This is a genomic window from Candidatus Methylospira mobilis, from assembly GCF_009498235.1.
Classification (GTDB): domain Bacteria; phylum Pseudomonadota; class Gammaproteobacteria; order Methylococcales; family Methylococcaceae; genus Methylospira; species Methylospira mobilis.
Genome location: NZ_CP044205.1, coordinates 623,215 through 641,374 on the forward strand (window position 1 = coordinate 623,215; position 18,160 = coordinate 641,374).

An 18,160-nucleotide genomic window follows, 5' to 3' on the forward strand; every position below is an offset into this window, starting at 1 on the left:
AAATGGGTCCCTCAATCGGAGCGCCGATAGAGGACGATAGTCGCCGAACACCGCATTCATAAACATGAATACATCAAAAACATCTTACTCAGCGTAGCGCCGGCTAATTTTGCTCCGTTTGCTTTAGCCGGCAATTCCGAGCGTCCGATCCGATATGGGCGCTTATCTGCTCATCCGTCGGTTTCTGTTTCGGTATTTTCGCAACAGGCAGTCTGCGCCGCAATTATTTGTAGGGTTTGTCACTGTCATGACCGGGGCTCTTGATAAGCAAGTCGAGTCCGCCTGTGCGCGGTTATTGCGCCACTGGAGGTGATTCTGAAATAGGACGATTGAAGCTTTATCAAGTAGATCGGCGTATTCATGCACCGGTATTTTCAATTTTTTTCAGTTTTTCATTGTCATGTAACATTCAATTTGTATATTGCGCACAAAAATGTGCTGTTTTGGTGTTTTGCATGACATGTTGTAGAGTATTTGCAACATAACGGTGAATATGTTCAGCGCGGCATGCTATTTTCGTAGCATATTGTTGCGATGTGCCGGGTACATTGCGGATTTGGGGTTGAGTCAAGCATATGTGCATACGTTTGCCGGGCGTGTTGTCGGGCATCGGCTTAAATGCAGTAAATTGTTAAAATTGAAACCATGAGGATGGGGGATTTGATGTCTAGTATATGTATTAGAAAACGTTTAAGGCCGGCCGTTTTAGAAATGCTGGCGAGAGCAGTTGTTTCATGCATGCTTGCAGGCACGGCGGTTGCATTCGCGCAGGAGCCGGCCCCGGCCCCGGCCCCGGGTAGCGCGACAGCTGGCGCCGGACAAAATCTGAAAAGCGAAGCCAAGACCGGCGTTCCCGCCAATATGGTCGGCGCGGCTCCTGTCAAGTTGGAAAGCGGCGGCCTGTATGATGAGGGGTCGTATACCGACATTCTGGACTGGATCAAGCAGACCAAATTCCATGGAAACCTCAGGGCGTACTTCTTCGCCCGAGAAGATACCGGCAGCAAAAGTCCGCTGGGAGAAAACTCCTTCTCGCTGGGCGGGTACGCGGGATTTCTGACCGCTCCCGTTTATGGATTGCAGGCCGCTTTTACGCTCGGTGCGGCAAACAGCATCGGCGTCAACCCGAAACCCGCCATGCCGCAGCAGTTGGCCAATTACGGGAATTACCATGGCGACATGAGCTTGCCGTCAGGGTCATTCTGGGTAGCGAAAGAAGCTTACATGAAATATACCAATAGGTATTTCATGGTTCGCGGGCCGGATCAGGTGCTGGACACGCCCTGGATCATGCCTTCCGACTCGCGCATGACGCCGAGCTCCTGGCGCGCGGTGTACGGTGAACTCTATCCTTTCAAAGACCATGACAATGCGGAGCTGAAAAAACTGTCGCTGGTCGGGTTAAGAATCTTTGACTTCCAGGGACGCTCGGATACGACATACCTAGCGAACAACCTCTACATGCCGGGGCATATGCAGGGCCAGGCCGGTTTGGCTGCGCTTAACAATCAGAGCACGCCGGGCGCGCTCGCATTTGGCGCCAAATACGGGACATCGAAGGACGCGCTTTCCGCACAGGTATGGTGGCATCAGTTCTATAATTTCTCGCAGTTGCTGTGGCTGGACGGCAGTTATCTGTGGAAGACCGGAACGGGATTCGATCCGCTCATCGGCGCCCAGTTCGCCAACCAGGAGCCCGACGGCTCCAATATGCTGGCTTTGGCTAAATCCTCCGGCGGCGCGGCTGCGGCCACCCAGGCCTACGGTGTGATAGCGGGCGTCGATACGCAATGGATACGTTTTACCGCGGCGTGGAACGATATCGTCGCAAAACAGGGCACTTTCCAGAACGGTAACCTGGTATCGCCCTACAGCTGGGGTTATGCAACCGATCCGCTTTACACCACCATGATGATTAACGGCATCATCGAAAAAAATACGTCCGGACAGGCATGGAAAATTGCCGGTACCTCTTTCTTCATGGACAAGCAGATCAAAGTCATACTTTCCTATGCTTCGTTTTATCTGGCTGGAAACGCCAATGGTGCTGCAGGCAACGGCTGGGCGTCCACCAGTTATGTTAACGGATCATCCAATGAAACCGACGCGGACGTGACCTACTTCTTTCCCAAGGATTCCGCTTTGGACGGCCTTTCGATCAGGAACCGGATAGGCGTGGCGCAGGGCAACCAGTCAAGGGGACACGACTGGTATGAGCGCTTCCAGATACAATACCAGTTCTAACGGTCTGCGCCATGCAATGGCGAGTAATTTAATAATTAAATAAAATCAGGGTGTTGTAATCATGATCAGAATAATTCTGGGTACCTTATCCCTCATTATGGTCTCGGGCTGCGCAAAGGATTCGTTCGACCGCTCCATGACTCAAAAGGAATACAAGGATCTATCGAGCGAGACAGTCGCCGTAAAACCGGTCACGGTAGCCGGAATCGATATTTGGGACAAGGGCGTACCCAACAAAAAATATATCGTTCTGGGCGTTATCAACGACAAGCGGAGAAATGTCGGATATAGCCAGGACAGCTATAATCAGAGCATTGCAAAGCTTACGCAAAAGGCAGGCGGCGATGCCGCGATCGTGCTGCTTTCTGAAAGCAAGATCGTCGATACGGTCGCTCAGGGGTGCGGCTCATCGCCCGGTAACCAGGGCGGTGAAAATTGTGCCGGCGGCGCTTCCGGCGACCCCAGTGCGCCGGGCGGTTCTGAAACCGTCTACAGTCAGAATCGTGAAGCGACGGATGCTGTGCTGGAATACCGGGTTTCACACGTGCTGGTTATAAAATATGTGAAATAGCGTCAATTCAGGCTTTCCATGTGCGGCGAACTTCATGAGTTTTTGAATCAGAATTAAATTGTCATTAACCAGATAAGGCCTTATGTGAAAAAATAAAGCCAATTTTGCGCTGAAGGTCCGATATTATTGAGCGGTTTCCGGTGTGGAGAACACCGGAAACCTTTTTTTGTTTGAATACGTCGTGCGTAGCCGCGAGAGGGTAGCCGTGTGCTGCTTCATCTACAACGCATTCTGAATTGACCTCCCACAGGTCATGCCCCGCCCCACCCCCCTATTCACGTTTGTCTGACTGCCGTGTTCAGATTGTGATTCGCTTCGCGATCACAATCCAACCGGTCACAGCGCAACAAGCGTCGTTTTCGAACATGCAAAGCGCTTACGCCTTGACCTGTTGTTTCCCCCACAGCTTTTCCCCAGGAGAGAGGCGGGCGGGTGTTCACTTAGCGATTTGCACGGTAAGCGATCAAATGCATTTAAATAGTAAATGAAGTTGGGCTGAAGTTTGGAGTTCACCCGCCCCTGACAGAACTCCGAACGAAGCAGAACCGGTGAATTTGCAACAGCGTTACAGTCCATTCTGACGCGCGGCGAAAATAGTTCTCCCTCATTCCTCTCAAAACCAGCGGAAAACCCGGCAAACCAGCCAAATTCGATGTCCACAACCTGTGGGAGCGATTCGCGGCGCACGAGGCGTCCGTGCTGCTGTTCGCCAAACAGCCGCATATAGCCATTACCAATAAACCGTGCCCGGTTTTCACAGTAAGTACCCCGCTCATGGTTCGGTAAGCCAACCATAAACGGGAGCAGCAAGCTACCTTCGTCCTGACCAGACGAAGGGTTAAATCGGCGCTTTCCCACAGTTAGACTATTGTGTTACATCGAACCTGATTGAACGGACCGACGAGTTTTATTCTTCCGTCCCGATCGGACATATGACATTCGTTACGCAGTCTGTGTAGCGAGTAAACCTTCAGCTATCAAGGTTAACTGAACCTGGGGACGGGAAGTAACGCGCTGTTGATAATCCGCCAAAACAGGCCAGTCGGAAATATCAAGATTGATTGCCTTATGCCAACTGAGCGTTGTAAACAAACAGGCATCGGCCACGGTGAATTTATCGCCCATCAAGTAGTGTTTGTTTTTTAATCGGGCAGATACGAAATTAAAATTATCTTTTAATTTTTGAAGGTAGTAATCCCGCGCCCTTTCGCCAACTTCTTCAGCGCGAAAAATCGGAGTATATGTTTTATGCAGCTCGGTAGAAATATAGTTAAGCCATTCCTGCAAGCGGGCTTTTTCCAGCGTGCCGTGTTGCGGCACCAGATCGGTCTCCGGTTTTTGGTCTGCAAGGTATTGCACGATAGCAACTCCTTCCGTCAGTAATTCGCCATTATCGAGTTCTAAAACCGGTACCATGGATTTGGTATTGACGAGGTTAAAGTTATCCCCTTTTTCGGTTGTTTTCGACTTCAGATCGACCCTGATAAGGTCGAATTCGTAACCCGCCTCGTTTAAAACAATATGAGGCGAAAGCGAACATGATCCCGGCGTATAGTAAAGTTTCATAATTGGTTTCCTGAAATAGAATAGCGTTGAGGTAAATGACTGCGGGGTTTATTTTAGAACCTTAATTTTTATAAACAACTAGTTACAAATGGGTAACTAATTACTTTTGAGTAACCGTGCGGTCATGCATTACGATGCGGAGTTTATGGTGTATGCTGACGGCATCTATATATTGCATGTCAGGAACAACCGTTTTTTGTGAAGGTTTCCGCCCGCGTGGCAAAATGCCTTTCCGATCCGTTCGGCTTTGGTTGGATCGTCCCCTGTAAAACTGAAACGGTTGCCCTGGGGGCATAGTGCAGGTATGCGTGTCCGGACAGAAATGCGTGATGCGATATGCGCGCTGAAGAATACAGTTATACATGATCGCTTATGAAAACAGATAATAAAAAAGTTATTTCCTTCGATATCCGTGATTTCAGTACGATGCGCTGTCCGATGCATGGACTGGTCAGCCTATTGACAGGGCCTTGGACAACTTACATATTGTGGTTGATACGTATAAACGGCACGCTGCGTTTTGGCCAACTGAAAAAGCAGATGCCCACTATTTCGGCCAAGGTTTTGACTGCACGGTTGCGTATGCTTGAGGAGGCCGGAATTATCGAGCGCCACCATGAAGCCACCATCCCTCCGAAAGTGTCGTATAGCTTTACCAGGCGTGGACATGAATTAGAGGCATTGCTGGATCAAATCAATACCTTGGCGGTACAGTGGAGCGGCAGCGAACAAACAGACGGAAAATCCCTTTCCGGTAACCGTGCATTTTCAAGACCATTATAAAAATATCCGGCTTGAAACGGGGCAGCGTATCCGTTTAATAAACCGGCTCAGTCAGGATATCCATCGGGCGGGTTGTTACGAATCATTCCGCCCGAGCATGGTTCTGTGTTGAACGGTATTTTGAAATCGGCCAAGCGGCGTGAAAGCAATACCGAAACGAAGACGCCATTCGAAATAGTAATGGAAATATTCTATTTCTTTCCTGAAATACGGAGCGCCGTTTTTTCGAATGCGTATCGCAGTTGTTTTACACCCGCCGCAATTTCGTCGGGCGTTAAACTGCCAAACCCCAGTCTAAGTCCGGGTGCTGGACGACCATCGTGTGCGAAATGCCGGCTCGATGGGATAATAACCCGGTTAGTTCGAGCCTCGGTTATAACGCGTTCTACATCCACTTTTTCTTTCAGGCGTAACCACAATGCCAGCCCCCCATCAGGCAAATCGAAATCAGCCCAGTTTCCAAGGTGTATCGAGACTTGCTCGGCTATCTGGGAGCGCCGCTCCTGGTAAATCCGCAAAGCTCTGCGTATATGGCGTCGTAGCTCTCCGTTCTCCAGGAGTTCAGCCACAGCGAGTTCGGTCACGGCGTTTCCTTGTCGGTCAATGATCATAATTTCAGAAGCGCATCGATCGATGACGGTTTTGTGGCCCGCCACGTATCCCACTCTTAAACCCGGCGCCACAACCTTCGATAAGGAGCCTATGTAAATCACTTTGCCTGTTTGATCCAGGCTTGCCAATGGAAACATCGGACGATTGGAGAAATGGAATTCATGATCGTAATCATCTTCCACAATTGCGAAGCCGTACTTTTCCGCGAGCAGAAACAGTTGCATCCTGCGTTCAACCGGCATTAGCCGGGTGGTGGGAAATTGATGATGCGGCGTGAGGTAGATCGCTGCGACTTGATGTTTCCGGCACAGGCTTTCAAGGGCATCGGGGCTCATTCCGAAGGCATCCATCGTAATGCCGTGAATCTGTGCTCCCGCCGCCTGAAAAGCAGCCCGGGCAGGGGGGTAGGAAAGCGTATCGACTGCGACATGATCGCCTGGGGATATCAGCAAACGCGCAGCTACATAAATGCCCATCTGGCTGCCGCGCACAATGCACACATTATCCGCCCCAACAGGAAGTTTACGCTCTGCCCTCAGCATATCTGCAAGAGCCTGCCGCAGCGCGGTCTCGCCGCGCGGGTCGCCATAGGCCAGACGATTGGCGCGTGCGGCGGTAATCAGCGCGCGCCGATAAGCGCGGCCCAGTATTTCAAACGGTATCAAACGGGAATCCGGCACCCCGTCGGAAAACATGATAGAGCCGTGCGGCGCCGGTTCATCCCAGGTAGAGGGCAGGTCTGTCAGCCGATAAGTCGGGGGAAGCAGTCCGCCGTGCGGCGGGCATACTGCCTCCTCGTTTGCCTGAAGCGCGGTAGAGGGGATATCCGGTGCAACGAAAGTGCCTTTTCCTCCTTGCGAGCGCAGCCAGCCTTGAGCTGTGAGTTCATCGAAGGCCAGAACTACCGTCTTGCGATTCAAACCCAATTCGTCGGCAATCGCCCTGCTGCCGGGCAAAACGGTGCCTGGCGCGAGTCGGCCGCGCTTGATTTCATCCACTATCTGCTGGGCGATCTGGAGATGCACCGGCAATCCATCTTTTCGGCTAATGGTCAAAGCTAATTTCCATGGACGCAGCATGAAATCTCCGGACTTTAAAACAGGTCGACCTTCATCCCGGCCCATATAGATTTGTAAAACCGGATATTGTGACGGGGCCAGTGTATGTCTAACATGGCCTCCATCGCAAATGCATCGGGACATCGGTTATGAAGACTATTGCACGGAATGATGCGTATCCGTTTATCTTGAAAGCAGTTAAGCCGCTCGCTGATGACGTAGTGCAACTGTCTTTGAGCACGAAAAATGGTGAGCCATTTTCATATCGGGAGGGACAGTTTCTCAGCCTGAGGCTTTCCAGCGGCGTTCAGCGCAGCTACTCCATGGCGAGCGCCTGCAGCGACGATGGTCAAGTACAGCTACATGTGCGATTGCTGGACGGAGGTCAGTTTTCGGAGTGGCTGCGAGGCCAGTCACGGGTTGGGGAATCGCTCCAGGTTTTGGGGCCTTATGGCGACTGTGTGTGGCAGCAGCCGGAAAGCGCTAGCGCCACGGTACTGATGCTTGCAACCGGAACCGGGATCGCGCCTTTGAAGGCTTTGATCGAAAAGGCATTAAGCGATGGGGTGCGAAACCCGTTGATTCTGTACTGGGGCGGGAATACGGAGAAAGATCTTTACCTGAAGGACTATTTTTTTGAGCTTGCCGGGTCGCACAGCAATTTCGCCTTTGTGCCGGTGCTCACGGGTGCGCAGCCAGACTGGCAGGGTCGGCACGGTTTCGTTCAGGATGCAGCAGCCGGCGATTTTCCGGATTTAGGTTCGGCAACCGTTTATGCATGCGGATCGCCTGCGATGGTTGAAGCGGCCCGCACGCTGCTGATATCCACGCGAAATCTTGATTCAACTCGCTTTAAGGCGGATGCCTTCTGTCCGGCGATACCCCGAAAAGCCATACACGATGCCGCGCATATCTCAATTAAAGTGAAGCAACAAAACGGAATGCGAAGTTCGCTCTCGGTTCCGTCAGGCATTTCTCTATTGCAGGCGCTTACATCCATTGACCAGGTGATCGGGGTATGCGGGGGGCAGGCTGCTTGCGGTAACTGCCGGGTTGTCATTCCCGATCCCTGGAAAAGCAACATTGCGCCTGCCGGGAGAAAAGAGGCGCGTCTTCTCGCCGCCATCGATAGCGCTCCCGAGCACAGGCTCGCATGCCAGATTCAAGTGAACTCCAGTCTCGAAGGCTTGTTGCTTGATCTCTAGTGATTTTTTAACTCCATAATAAGGAAAAGCCATGAAAAATGCTGAAAAACTCAATTTGGAAGCCGTCGGGCAGGCGTACGATCAGGATCAACTGCTCACCGCTCGGAACATGACCCGTGATGCAATAAACCGCATAGCCGCACAAGTACGTCCAGGAATGGTTGAAGAAGGTGCGGTAGAAATGGCGCGCGATATTCTGGCCGAAGCAGGCATGCTGCGCGGTTGGCACGATGTATTTGTGCGCTTTGGCAGCAATACGACCAAGACTTTCGGCGCTCCGTCCGAGCCGGGGGTGGCGCTTGGCAATGACGATATCTTTTTTATCGATATTGGCCCGGTGTGGAAAGATTCGGAAGGCGATGGCGGCGATAGTTTTGTGACCGGAAATAACCCCGAGTTACTTCGCTGTGCCGAAGACGCAAGAGCTATCTTTCACGAGGTGCGTCGCAAATGGATAGCGGAAGGGGCTACCGGTCGAGCTTTATATTCTTTCGCCGTAAAATGCGCCGAAGCGAGGGGGTGGGTATTGAACATGGATCTTTCCGGTCACCGGATTTCCGATTTTCCGCATGCTGCGGTATATGACGGACCTTTGGCAGAGACCGATTTTACTCCCTCCCCGTTGAAGTGGGTGCTGGAAATACACATCCGTGACCCGAAGCACCAATACGGAGCCTTCTTTGAAGATATGCTGCTTGACGATTCATATTTTGACTAAGGGGTATAAACTTGAACTGACCGTCGAAACAAGCTGCCCGGTAGTTGCAGGCAGGCATCTGCGCTTGCTTGCGATAGGCCAATATCAATTGGGAGATGCCATGACTGACGCCCTCGCCATTCGCCATGTTGCATTTGAAGATATGGGTACATTCTCTTCCGTTTTGTCTGAGTACGGCATTGATTTGCAGTATATGGATGCTGGTATCGATCGATTGGATCGAATCGACCCTCATGGCCCCGATTTGCTGGTAGTTCTCGGCGGGCCGATTGGGGCGGATGCGGAACAGCATTACCCGTTCATTCTGGATGAGCTGAAGCTTCTGGAATGCCGGCTGGAAGCCGGTCTTCCAACGCTTGGTATTTGTCTGGGGGCGCAATTGATGGCGCGAGCACTAGGCAGCCGGGTGTATCCGGGGGCTGCCGGAGAGATAGGGTGGCAGCCGTTGACGCTCACGCAGGCCGGGCTTGACAGTTGCCTGAAGCACCTGGATGGCGGCAGGACTGCCATGCTGCACTGGCATGGCGATACCTTTGACCTGCCGATGGGTGCGTCGCTCCTCGCATCCACGGATCTTTGCCGCAATCAGGTTTATTCATGGGGGCGTAGCGCGCTGGCGTTTCAGTGTCATCCTGAAATTCAGGGAGCCTCGTTTGAGCGCTGGCTAATCGGTCATGCGAATGAAATTGCCGCTAACGGGCTTTCCGTATCGACATTACGTGCAGACACAGCAAGACTCGGAGGAATACTTGAGGCGCAAAGCGCCATGTGCTTTTCTGCGTGGCTGGAAAAAGCTGGTTTGCGGCCCGGTCAGCTTGAGTAAGGTCGGACCGCATAGCGGAGTTTTGCGCAGTAGTAGTCATTGGTTACCGGGTTAAGCGTTGTTGCGGTATCATGATCAGAGTATGAACGAACCGTTACCCCTCGATCCAGGCCGCTTTCAGCCGCTAACGCTGCTGCCGATGAATCCGGCGCGTGCGGCGTTGTTCGGCGCTAATCTGGCCGGCATCGACCCATGGCTGAGGCTGGGCTACAGTCCTGCCGGCCTGGCGCGCTATCTGTCCGCCAACGCTCAGGGACGGCAGGCGTTGGCAGTCCTGGATGGGGAAACTCCGGCAGCCTGTTTCAGCGTGCGTCCCGGCTGGCTGCGCGGCCCGCTGCTGGAATTACTGGCAGTGCTGCCTCAGCACCAAGGCAGGGGGCTGGGCAAGAAAATCATTAGGGGGCTTGCCGATGAATCCCGGTGTCAAGGGCAGGCTAATCTCTGGACTATCAGTTCCGAGTTCAATATATCGGCGCGGGGTTTTTATCATAGCCTGGGGTTCGAGGAGAACGGCGTGCTGCCCGATTTGGTCCGTTTGGGCGAAACGGAAATCCTGCTGAGGCTAAAACTGCAGGTCGTGTAATATAGATCATTGAACAAGCAGAACCACCGCCCCCCAATCATCTCCCAAAGGGCGATGGGATACCGCCTATTTGTTTTCTCGGTGGTCAGTATTGGGTGTCAACCGTGCGCCCAGCGTCCTTTTCCGGCTGGATCGAGCGCCGGAATATCGGATGTGTGCAGGCGCTTCGAACCATCTTCATGGCAGATGATGCAACAGATGCGCACGGCGCAGCTTATAACGCCAGCCGGAGCACCGCAGCCGGGCTTATCCTGGCGATGCGTCCCAGTATCAGTTTATTGGCGGGTTCGGACGCTTCGTCTTTGTTGCGCGCGCGATAACATAACGACAATACTTCAATCGCAATCTCCGGGTCGCGATGCTCCAGTATTCCATCGTCCAGTTCGGAAAGCAGCGGGCCGAGCAGTGCCTGGATATCGAAGTCAGGAACCGTGTTGCGCAGCAGCTCATAGAGCTTGACGCGTCCGAGCAGCGCTAGTCTGGGCGTAAGCGCGCGTAACTGTTGCTCGAACAGCTCCATGCCGGCGATGAGCCTGCCCTCGGCCTGGGCTGTCTTGACTTCGATCAGCAGACCGTTGATTTGCGCGTCGGCGCTATTGCCGCCTGTTTCGCCGCCTCCCAGCGTTTTAAGCCAGCTTTGCGTGTCGCTGTCGGCGAAGGGTTTGCCGCTGGAAAAGCACAGATCGGCCAGTCCGGGTAAACGTTTCAATAAGGCGCCGGTCTCGTTGCATACCGCTGTATGCGCCGCCTTGAATTCGCCGCCGAGCTGTTCCAGGGCCTGTGCGCTCATGCGTTGCAGGTCGAGCCAGAATAAGTTATCCCTCATTCTGGCTTCCGCGAAACTCAGCATGGCTTTTGCCTGTTTATTCTGTGCTATGACCTCCAACACCTGCATGGCACTGTTGTCGGGTTCGGGAATGGCGGTTTTTCCGGCGGTATTGGGCGGAAGCGCGGTAATCGCGGACCAGCTGGCGATGCGGGATAAACGATAGGCCTTTTCGTCCGCTGAGTTTTGCTGCATCAGCCAGTCGGCAATACCCTGGATGCTTTCCAGGGCGAGCTGTAATTGATGCGATACTGCATCGCTGCTTCCGAATGTGGTAACCGGTGTGATAGCCGCTACATTCAGTGCGGGTTGCGGTGTTGCTGAAGCGGGTGGCGGCGCGCTGCCCGCAACATTTGCCGTCTGCGCATTTACCTGCTCGGCGGTTGCCGCCGGCGACGGCGCATTACTATCGTTTTCAGCCGGAACGATCCCTTGTGCAGGCGCTGGTTCCGGTTCAGGCGTAACGGGAAAGGAACCGAACAGTGTCCGCAACTGATACAGCGACGGAGGCGAGTCGTCTTTTTGTCCAAGAATGTCGTCGAGACTGTCCAGCGCTGAAATCAGCGTGGTGCCGGCAAATGCGCTGATTTCCGGGAGCGGGTTGCTGTTGTCTATCGACTTCAGGATTTCATCCTGCAGCCATTCGATCGCGTTTCTGCGCGCGCGTATTCGTTGCGGCGGCGGAAACAGCGTGTCCCAATAAGAATTGGTGAGCGTCGCCAGACTTTGCAGACCGATCGCCAATCCGTCGAACCCCCTGGTTTTATACAAGCCCATGCATAAATAGCATAAGGTTAAAATATCCTTGCCTTTGGTGCCGACCAGTTCCAGCGCATAGCCGGTGACTTTTTCCCAGTCCGGCAGACCGTAAGTCGTGGGACTGGATTGTTTGTCGATTTCCGCTTGCATGGCGTCGAACAGCGGGTCCTGGCGACTGTCTTTTCCTGCCGGGGCTGCTTCCGTTATTGGCGCACAAATTTTTTCACTGAGTTCGTTCAGTTCTGTCACGTTGCGTTCCTCTTTAATCTACGTATAGCTTATATCCAGGCGGCTCTGCCGGTAACAAAGGTCTGGGAAAATGAAATGCTACACTTTGTCATAGGGTAACCACCTTATCATGACAAAGCTGCTATCGGTTGTTCTTCCTTGATCGAAAGCTTCGGTTACGCCTATTCCCGGTACAACCGCCAATTGTCCGTCAATATGGATCAGCGGTATGCGTTCGCGCAGCCAGGGTGCAATTCCGGCTTCCTGGAATAGGTTTTTCAGCGTATGGCGGCCTCCGCGCCCGCGCAAGGAGCAGCGTTCGCCGCCGCGCCGATAACTGACGGTAATGCTTCCGGAGCGCCAGACGTCGGCGCGGATAAAATGGTAATCGTGCCAGGGCGTTGCCGTTGAAACGAGTTGCAGGTTAATGCCTGCCATCAACACGCCGTTATCGGCCAGTTCTATTAAACCTGTACCGTTCCAGTAATAAGTGGCGCTGTGATCCAACGGCGGCAATTGCGGTAATAACAGCAGTTTGTCGCGGTAGCGCCGAATTTCCACGCTGGACCACGGTACCCGAGGGTTTTTGTCCGGCGCCGCCGCCAGTACTTCATTGATGATGCGGTCCAGTACCGCCGTCGAAGGCATGCGTTGACCTTGTAGTTCAATCCAGTGGCGTAAAACGAGTTTTTGTTCTTCGGTTTTTTTGCGGTTCAGGCGGGAAACGCATAGCTGGGCGTTATCGGCATCCAGGCATGTTGCGTACAGATCGTGCGCGGTATGCCGTATGAGCTGTTGCGCTTCTGCGCAATGCCTGGCGCTGCGGCTAAGCGCTTTGCTCGCGCTCGGCCAGCGTGTCCGGATTAACGGCATGAGCCGCTGCCGCAAAAAATTGCGATCATATGCTGTGTCGGCGTTGCTGGGGTCTTCTACCCAGCCGAGACCGGCGCTTTTTGCATAGCGTTCCAGTTCCGCTCGCGTATGTTCCAGTAGCGGTCTGGCGATATGACCCGGTCCCAGGCTTGCATAGTCGGGCATGGCGGCCAGACCGGGTAAACCGCTGCCGCGCAGCAGTTGCAGCAACAGGGTTTCGGCCTGATCGTCCTGATGCTGGGCGGTGAGCACCACCGTGCCGGTTTGCATCCGCCGGATAATGGCGTCATAACGCGCGCTCCTGGCCGCTTCCTCAGGGCTTTGGCCGCATTCAGGGCGGGCATCGACATGAAGCAGCGTGAAGGAAATATTTAAAGCTCGGCAGTTATTTGCACAATGCTTCGCCCAAAGCCCGGCGTCGGGATGCAGGCCGTGGTGTATATGCACGGCGCTTATCGTTGCCGGTAGTCTGGTTCTCAAGCGGGCGCAGAGGTGCAGCAGAACATGCGAATCCATACCCCCGCTGTAAGCGACGATAATATCGGCGGGTGCCGGCAGGCTTTGCAGTCTGTGCAGCAGCGTAGCGCTCAGCTTTTGTTCTATATCGTCGGGCGCTTGAGCTATGTCCTGATTCATTGCGCTTGAAAAGCCCTGCTTTTTAAGAGCGCGGCGCGAGCAGGCCCTGGTTCCTTGGGTCTATCAGCCCGGAGTAAAGCTGAAGGCAGGAGCGGGCTCGTCATAAACGCCGTAACTCATCAGACGCTTGTAACGCTTGTTCAGCAATGTTTCCGTTTCCTGTCCCATCAGGTCGATCAGATGGCCCAGCAGTAGGGTTTTAAGATTGGCGGCGGTTTTTATCGGGTCGCGATGGGCGCCGCCCAGCGGTTCGGGAACGATTTCGTCTATCAGGTCGAGATCGTAGAGACGCTTCGACGTGATTCCCATTGCCTCGGCGGCAAGTTCGGCTTTATCGGCGCTTTTCCATAAAATGGAAGCGCAGCCTTCCGGAGAGATGACCGAATAGGTGCTGTACTGCAGCATCAACAGCCTGTCGCCTACGCCTATGGCCAGCGCGCCGCCGGAGCCGCCCTCGCCGATGACGGTGCAGATAATAGGAATGCGCAGCTTGGACATTTCGAACAGGTTGCGGGCTATCGCCTCACTTTGTCCGCGTTCTTCCGCTCCTATGCCGGGATAAGCGCCCGGCGTATCGATGAAACATATCACAGGCACTTGAAAACGTTCGGCCAGACGCATCAGGCGTAAGGCTTTGCGATATCCTTCCGGCCTCGGCATGCCGAAGTTGCGATGTATTTTTTCCTTTGTGTCTCGTCCTTTTTGTTGGCCAATGACCATCACCGGATAACCTTCCAGACGCGCCAGACCGCAGACCAGAGCGGGATCGTCAGCAAAGGAACGGTCTCCATGCAACTCCTGAAACTCGTCGAAGATCATCGCGATGTAGTCCAGCGTATAGGGACGCTGCGGATGGCGGGACAATTGCGATATCTGCCAGGCAGTCAGTTTGGTGAAGATGGATTCCGTGAGTTTCTGACTTTTTTCCTCCAGTCGCACTATCTCTTCCGAGATGCTGATACTGTCGTCTACGTCTATGCTCCGTAGCTCCTCGATCTTGGCTTCGAGTTCGGCGATTGATTGTTCGAAATCCAGAAATTTAAGGTTCATGCGCTCGACTTTATTGATTTTAGGTGTTTCCTCGAAGGTAAGTCTATTTTAACACTTCATGAAGGAAATTCAGCAGACTTGTCCACGATCGGCGATCGGCGGCTGGATTGTAGACCGTTCCGAAGCCGGGATCGTTGGCCAGCGGGTTGGTGAAAGCGTGTACGGTATTGCTGTAGACATGGGTCTGCCAGTCGGCGCCTGCGGCAGTCAGCTCTTTTTGCAGCGCGGTTACATGCTCCGGCGGGGCCAGAGGATCGTTGTGACCGTGAAGCGCCAGTATGCGCGCTGAAATCGGGTGTGGCGGAATATTTTCCGGCGCAGTTAATAAGCCGTGGAAGCTGGCTACGCCTTGTATGTCTATTCCGGTGCGCGCCAGATCCAATACGCACAGGCCGCCAAAACAGAAACCGATGGCCGCGATTTTGTTCGCGTCCACCTCCTCCAGCGAGCGCAGCGCATGCAGGGCGCTGAGGATGCGCCCCTGCAGCAGGGTTCTGTCCTGCATGAACGGTTTCATCAATAGCTCGTTTTCCTGCGGATTGCTTCCGGTTTTTCCTGCGCCGTACATGTCGAGGGCGAAGGCGGCATGGCCGGCTTCAGCCAGGGCTATTGCCTTTCGGCAGACAAATTCGTCGCGCCCGACCCAACTGTGGGAAATAAGCACGCCGGGTTGCGGTGTTGCTTTGCTGTCATCCCAGGCGAAAAAGCCCTGTAGCGTGACATTGTCGTGATGATATTCGACGAGTCGGGTGCGGATGGTCATGATTTCTCCCGGTCAGTTTGATTAAGTGTGTGCTTATATGGCGCTTTGCCGGATAGGTTAATCGATTTTGCTCGGCGCCGGTTATATGGTCTTTGCTGTCGCATATACGAAGCATTTGTTATTCCAATGTGGGTACCCCCGGTTGAAAGCCACCATTATCCCGTTTAATAGCGGCTGACTATTTATTTAAATATCATGTGTATGAGCAAAATACATGTAGTGGCCTGGAAGTTGCCATAAGTTGATCGTCATCAACAACCGTGAAAAAATTATGAGAAAGCAAATGCTGGTTCTTTTTTCTCTTGCAATGCTGTCTGTCCATGGGTATGCGGATGAGCGCGCCATGGGCGTAGCCGAAAACGCGGCAGGACTATGGAATAAAGCGCTCAAAGCAGGAAGTATCGACGATATTCTGACCTTGTATGCCGATAATGCCATGATTATTCAGCCGGATGGATCTTTTTCCAAGGAGCGCAATGAGATTCGTGCGTTTTGGCAAAATATAATGGATAAAAAAAGCGGAGTGATGGCGATTGACGTCATTGAGGCCCGAGACGATCAGGACGGCACGATAGTAACGACCGCTCATCTTTCCGATAGCAAGACCATGTCGGCATCGCCAGGCATGATGAAGTACAGCTACGACGGCATCGTTTATAGCGTACTGAAACGGCAGCCCGACGGTTCCTGGAAAGCACAGGTGCAGCAGTGGCGAGATACGCACGCGCATGTCGGATGACATATGATATAACTCTGTCTTGCTGGTGAGGGTCGATGGGTGTCCGTCCGGAATATAAAAGTAGCCGGTAACTGTACAGTTTCGAACATTTAATTCGGGACCGAGGCAGCGGGCTGAGGCAGAGGCCGGTACACTGTGGAAGCGCGCCGGTTATATTAAGCGCGCTGCAAGCCCGTGTTCCCTTCGCTTTCGCTCAGGACAGGTCTTGACCCTCTCTCAGCGGCTATTTTTCAGGTATGCTGAATAGTTACTTTCTCTGGATACGATAAACTCGTAGCTACTCAGCGCATGCTGCAGGCCTGCTTTGATCGTGTTGCAAAAGAGACAGTTGAACAGTTGCCGAATTTCAAAAGCCGCTTTTACCGGAGGTGTGTACGGTGAATAACTTTGTCGATGCCATCAGGGAGACTACCTTTCTTGTTGTTGACGACGTGAGCGCGATGCGCGGGGCGACCCGCTCCGCGTTGCGGCACATCGGTGCGGATCATGTTCTGACGGCTCCCAACGGCGCGGAAGCTTTGAAGTTATTGAAGAGTCAGCCAATCAATATCGTGTTGTCCGATTGGAATATGCCGGTGATGAGCGGTATCGAACTGTTGGCGGAAATTCGTTCGGACCCGGATCTTTATCCAATACCGTTTATCATGACCACGGCAGAGGGCTATCGCGATCGCATACAGCGCGCGATCGATGCCGGCGTTTCCGAAATTCTAATCACCCCGTATACCATGGAGTTACTGTCCGAACGGATTCGGCGCGCGTTGCGCTGGGTTCCTGCGCTCATTAATAAAGCACCGGCAGCGAACAGCGTGGCGGTCACAGCGGCAGCCGGGAGTGCGAGTGGCGAGCGCTCCACTATCCTGATCGTCGACGACACGCCGGATAATCTCTATCTGTTGTCGGAGTTGCTAAAGGATGAGTATCGTGTTCGTGTCGCTCCGGACGGAGCGAAGGCCCTTAAAATATGCCATTCTGATAATCCGCCCGATCTGGTGCTGCTCGATATCATGATGCCGGACATGGATGGTTTTGAAGTGGCGAAGCGCATGCGCGAGCATCCGAGCTCCGAGACGATACCGGTGATTTTCGTCTCGTCAATGAGCAGTGACGCCGCTCGGGCAAAAGGGTTGGAGCTGGGCGCCATCGACTTTATAAGAAAGCCCATCGAGCCTGATGTTTTGAAGCCGCGTGTGCGCAATTTCATGCGCTATGTGATGCTGCGCAGGCAATTGCAGGCCGATTACGATTTGATGCTGGAGACTGCCCGCTTACAGGAAGATGTCAAACAGATCACCCGGCACGATATGAAAGGGCCTTTGGCGGGCATTATCGGTTTGGTTCAATCTCTGGCCGCAGACAAGGCCATGAGCGGCGAACATAAGGAGCAGTTGGGCGTTGTCGAAGAAACGGTATTGGGATTATTGAACATGATCAACCTGTCCACGGAGCTGTTCAAAATTGAGAGAGAAAGTTTCCGGCTCGATCCAAAACCGGTCAATATAGATGACATTTTGCGCAGGCTAGTCCCCATGTACAGAGCCGCTTTTGCAGTGAAGCGGCTTTCTTTGCGCGTGAGCAGCAATATCGCTCGGAGCGCCGCCATGCCGCAAGCCAGAGGCGACGCCATGCTTTGCTATTCCATGTTTCAGAACCTGATCAAGAATGCTTGTGAGGCCGCGCCGGTCGACAGTGTGATAGATATAAAGCTGTACATGCAGGTGCAGGGACCATTGCGCGTTGTAATCGAAAACAAAGGCACGGTACCGGCAGCCATACGTGAGCATTTCTTTGATAAGTTTGTAACTTACGGAAAAGAGAATGGGAGCGGTTTGGGTACTTATTCTGCGAGGTTGTTGGCCAGGGCTCAGGAGGGCAATGTTGATCTGTTCGTTTCCGACGACGACAATATATCCAGGTTGACGGTTACCTTGCCTGTCATGAGTAAATCCTGACGCCGTAGTTCAACGCATCGGGCCGGCCGCTTGCATGCCGACGCGGCACTTCGCGCGATGATTCCGATGCGCGGCCCGCATGGCGCTTGCGTAACGCGCGGCATGCGCGACTCTGTTGCCAAGCTTACGCCGAAGCCACGCCCCGGGCTACATTAGAAAGGATACAGTAAG

At 53.4% G+C, this 18,160-nt stretch carries 15 protein-coding genes; 9 read left to right on the forward strand and 6 right to left on the reverse strand.

The annotated features are described in order from the left end of the window. Positions 1–711 precede the first annotated feature (711 nt). Positions 712–2,244, forward strand: coding sequence for a hypothetical protein (locus F6R98_RS02625; RefSeq protein ID WP_153247637.1), 1,533 nt, complete (start codon positions 712–714; stop codon positions 2,242–2,244). 61 nt (positions 2,245–2,305) lie between these two features. Next, positions 2,306–2,815 carry a hypothetical protein gene (locus F6R98_RS02630; RefSeq protein WP_153247638.1) on the forward strand — a complete coding sequence of 170 codons (510 nt, stop codon included), beginning with the start codon at positions 2,306–2,308 and terminating at the stop codon, positions 2,813–2,815. A 942-nt stretch (positions 2,816–3,757) separates the two neighbouring features. Here F6R98_RS02630 and gstA read toward each other — a convergent pair. Then, complete coding sequence (gene gstA / locus F6R98_RS02635; protein ID WP_153247639.1) at positions 3,758–4,381, reverse strand: glutathione transferase GstA; 624 nt, start codon at positions 4,379–4,381, stop codon at positions 3,758–3,760. 372 nt (positions 4,382–4,753) lie between these two features. On the opposite strand from gstA, the gene F6R98_RS02640 reads away from it, so the two are divergent. Then, positions 4,754–5,164 carry a winged helix-turn-helix transcriptional regulator gene (locus tag F6R98_RS02640; RefSeq protein ID WP_228125055.1) on the forward strand — a complete coding sequence of 137 codons (411 nt, stop codon included), beginning with the start codon at positions 4,754–4,756 and terminating at the stop codon, positions 5,162–5,164. Positions 5,165–5,355: 191 nt separating this feature from the next. Here F6R98_RS02640 and pdxR read toward each other — a convergent pair whose 3' ends face one another. Next, positions 5,356–6,831 carry a MocR-like pyridoxine biosynthesis transcription factor PdxR gene (pdxR, locus tag F6R98_RS02645; protein WP_228125056.1) on the reverse strand — a complete coding sequence of 492 codons (1,476 nt, stop codon included), beginning with the start codon at positions 6,829–6,831 and terminating at the stop codon, positions 5,356–5,358. Positions 6,832–7,022: 191 nt separating this feature from the next. On the opposite strand from pdxR, the gene F6R98_RS02650 reads away from it, so the two are divergent. The 4 genes from F6R98_RS02650 to F6R98_RS02665 all read left to right on the forward strand — a co-directional run bounded on the left by F6R98_RS02650 (position 7,023) and on the right by F6R98_RS02665 (position 10,163). Beyond that, positions 7,023–8,039 carry an FAD-binding oxidoreductase gene (locus F6R98_RS02650; RefSeq protein ID WP_265588127.1) on the forward strand — a complete coding sequence of 339 codons (1,017 nt, stop codon included), beginning with the start codon at positions 7,023–7,025 and terminating at the stop codon, positions 8,037–8,039. A 31-nt stretch (positions 8,040–8,070) separates the two neighbouring features. After that, positions 8,071–8,757 carry a M24 family metallopeptidase gene (locus tag F6R98_RS02655; RefSeq protein WP_153247642.1) on the forward strand — a complete coding sequence of 229 codons (687 nt, stop codon included), beginning with the start codon at positions 8,071–8,073 and terminating at the stop codon, positions 8,755–8,757. A 100-nt stretch (positions 8,758–8,857) separates the two neighbouring features. Continuing rightward, complete coding sequence (locus tag F6R98_RS02660; RefSeq protein WP_153247643.1) at positions 8,858–9,580, forward strand: glutamine amidotransferase; 723 nt, start codon at positions 8,858–8,860, stop codon at positions 9,578–9,580. A gap of 82 nt (positions 9,581–9,662) precedes the next feature. Beyond that, the gene (locus F6R98_RS02665) at positions 9,663–10,163 is read left to right on the forward strand and encodes a GNAT family N-acetyltransferase (RefSeq protein WP_153247644.1); all 501 of its coding nucleotides are present in this window, start codon (positions 9,663–9,665) and stop codon (positions 10,161–10,163) included. Positions 10,164–10,377: 214 nt separating this feature from the next. Here the strand turns inward: F6R98_RS02665 and tssA are convergent, their stop codons facing one another. The 4 genes from tssA to F6R98_RS02685 form a co-directional block, all read right to left on the reverse strand. Further along, positions 10,378–11,997 carry a type VI secretion system protein TssA gene (gene tssA, locus F6R98_RS02670; RefSeq protein ID WP_194270104.1) on the reverse strand — a complete coding sequence of 540 codons (1,620 nt, stop codon included), beginning with the start codon at positions 11,995–11,997 and terminating at the stop codon, positions 10,378–10,380. Positions 11,998–12,075: 78 nt separating this feature from the next. Further along, on the reverse strand, positions 12,076–13,485 hold the full coding sequence (gene tilS / locus F6R98_RS02675) for a tRNA lysidine(34) synthetase TilS (protein WP_153247646.1): 1,410 nt from the start codon (positions 13,483–13,485) through the stop codon (positions 12,076–12,078). A 63-nt stretch (positions 13,486–13,548) separates the two neighbouring features. Continuing rightward, complete coding sequence (accA, locus tag F6R98_RS02680) at positions 13,549–14,535, reverse strand: acetyl-CoA carboxylase carboxyl transferase subunit alpha (RefSeq protein WP_153247647.1); 987 nt, start codon at positions 14,533–14,535, stop codon at positions 13,549–13,551. A gap of 43 nt (positions 14,536–14,578) precedes the next feature. Beyond that, positions 14,579–15,298 carry a dienelactone hydrolase family protein gene (locus tag F6R98_RS02685; protein WP_153247648.1) on the reverse strand — a complete coding sequence of 240 codons (720 nt, stop codon included), beginning with the start codon at positions 15,296–15,298 and terminating at the stop codon, positions 14,579–14,581. Positions 15,299–15,569: 271 nt separating this feature from the next. On the opposite strand from F6R98_RS02685, the gene F6R98_RS02690 reads away from it, so the two are divergent. Both F6R98_RS02690 and F6R98_RS02695 read left to right on the forward strand, forming a co-directional pair. Continuing rightward, positions 15,570–16,037: a YybH family protein gene (locus F6R98_RS02690; protein ID WP_153247649.1), complete on the forward strand. Its 468-nt coding sequence runs from the start codon at positions 15,570–15,572 to the stop codon at positions 16,035–16,037. 377 nt (positions 16,038–16,414) lie between these two features. Then, positions 16,415–17,989 carry an ATP-binding response regulator gene (locus F6R98_RS02695; protein ID WP_228125057.1) on the forward strand — a complete coding sequence of 525 codons (1,575 nt, stop codon included), beginning with the start codon at positions 16,415–16,417 and terminating at the stop codon, positions 17,987–17,989. Positions 17,990–18,160: the final 171 nt, after the last annotated feature.

Bases quoted from the DNA above. Each gene is read 5' to 3' on its own strand.
- F6R98_RS02625 (WP_153247637.1), top strand. From the start codon at position 712: ATGCTGGCGAGAGCAGTTGTTTCATGCATGCTTGCAGGCACGGCGGTT.
- F6R98_RS02630 (WP_153247638.1), top strand. From the start codon at position 2,306: ATGATCAGAATAATTCTGGGTACCTTATCCCTCATTATGGTCTCGGGC.
- gstA (WP_153247639.1), bottom strand. From the start codon at position 4,381: ATGAAACTTTACTATACGCCGGGATCATGTTCGCTTTCGCCTCATATT.
- F6R98_RS02640 (WP_228125055.1), top strand. From the start codon at position 4,754: ATGAAAACAGATAATAAAAAAGTTATTTCCTTCGATATCCGTGATTTC.
- F6R98_RS02655 (WP_153247642.1), top strand. From the start codon at position 8,071: ATGAAAAATGCTGAAAAACTCAATTTGGAAGCCGTCGGGCAGGCGTAC.
- F6R98_RS02660 (WP_153247643.1), top strand. From the start codon at position 8,858: ATGACTGACGCCCTCGCCATTCGCCATGTTGCATTTGAAGATATGGGT.
- F6R98_RS02665 (WP_153247644.1), top strand. From the start codon at position 9,663: ATGAACGAACCGTTACCCCTCGATCCAGGCCGCTTTCAGCCGCTAACG.
- tilS (WP_153247646.1), bottom strand. From the start codon at position 13,485: ATGAATCAGGACATAGCTCAAGCGCCCGACGATATAGAACAAAAGCTG.
- accA (WP_153247647.1), bottom strand. From the start codon at position 14,535: ATGAACCTTAAATTTCTGGATTTCGAACAATCAATCGCCGAACTCGAA.
- F6R98_RS02685 (WP_153247648.1), bottom strand. From the start codon at position 15,298: ATGACCATCCGCACCCGACTCGTCGAATATCATCACGACAATGTCACG.
- F6R98_RS02690 (WP_153247649.1), top strand. From the start codon at position 15,570: ATGAGAAAGCAAATGCTGGTTCTTTTTTCTCTTGCAATGCTGTCTGTC.